The 1,135-nt window shown below is 66.3% G+C and carries 1 CRISPR repeat array.

Features of this window, described 5'->3' with window-relative positions:
- Nucleotides 1-5: 5 nt before the first annotated feature.
- Nucleotides 6-1,132: direct repeats of the CRISPR family, unit length 29 nt; unit sequence CGGTTCATCCCCGCGGTCGCGGGGAACAG.
- Nucleotides 1,133-1,135: the final 3 nt, after the last annotated feature.

The raw sequence follows: 1,135 nt of genomic DNA, 5'->3' as shown, positions 1-1,135 counted from the left end.
TGCGACGGTTCATCCCCGCGGTCGCGGGGAACAGATCCCAGCCGGTATTTCGGCTATCGCCAGTTTCGGTTCATCCCCGCGGTCGCGGGGAACAGCACTGCGGCTTGGTCATCTGGTCGCGGCAGACCGGTTCATCCCTGCGGTCGCGGGGAACAGGATCGGCTTGAAGCCGAACTCTCGGTCAGAGTCGGTTCATCCCCGCGGTCGCGGGGAACAGGTCATCGGCCCCTGGAACGCCCAATATTTCAGCGGTTCATCCCCGCGGTCGCGGGGAACAGGTGGACCTGACGCTGATGCAGCAGATTTCCAGCGGTTCATCCCCGCAGTCGCGGGGAACAGGGGGTTGGCGGCGGCGATGAATTCAGCATTGGCGGTTCATCCCCGCGGTCGCGGGGAACAGCAGATTTTGTCGAAGTCGGCCGCGTGGTAGAGCGGTTCATCCCCGCGGTCGCGGGGAACAGGGCGCGGCGACCACCCTGCTGGCTGAGCTGACCGGTTCATCCCCGCGGTCGCGGGGAACAGAGATGACGGACGACGAATTGAAGGAGGCATGGCGGTTCATCCCCGCGGTCGCGGGGAACAGTGCAAACAAGAGCTTCCTCCCCGAAGTCCGCACGGTTCATCCCCGCGGTCGCGGGGAACAGGACATCCACCTGACCGACCGCAAGGTCGACCACGGTTCATCCCCGCCGTCGCGGGGAACAGCAGGACTACCGAGATCAGGAAACGCATCACGCCGGTTCATCCCCGCGGTCGCGGGGAACAGACTTCAACAGCGTTTCACAATCCGCCGTCTGGCGGTTCATCCCCGCGGTCGCGGGGAACAGTTGCCGTCGCGGTCGAATTTCAGCTCACCCATCGGTTCATCCCCGCGGTCGCGGGGAACAGGCCTGGTCGCGCCTTCACGGCACCAGCGGATTCGGTTCATCCCCGCGGTCGCGGGGAACAGGGATGGTGCCGATGTGAACGCTGGCCAGCGCCTGGTTCATCCCCGCGGTCGCGGGGAACAGGCGGCGCGGCGCTCCCGGGCCAGCTCGTTCAGCGGTTCATCCCCGCGGTCGCGGGGAACAGTGGACCAGCGACGTGCGGTCGCTGTTGATCAGCGGTTCATCCCCGCGGTCGCGGGGAACAGGTG

This window comes from Pseudoduganella namucuonensis (genome assembly GCF_900116645.1).
In the GTDB taxonomy this organism is placed as follows: Bacteria; Pseudomonadota; Gammaproteobacteria; order Burkholderiales; family Burkholderiaceae_D; genus Rugamonas; species Rugamonas namucuonensis.
This window is presented reverse-complemented; position numbering and strand designations above follow the sequence as displayed.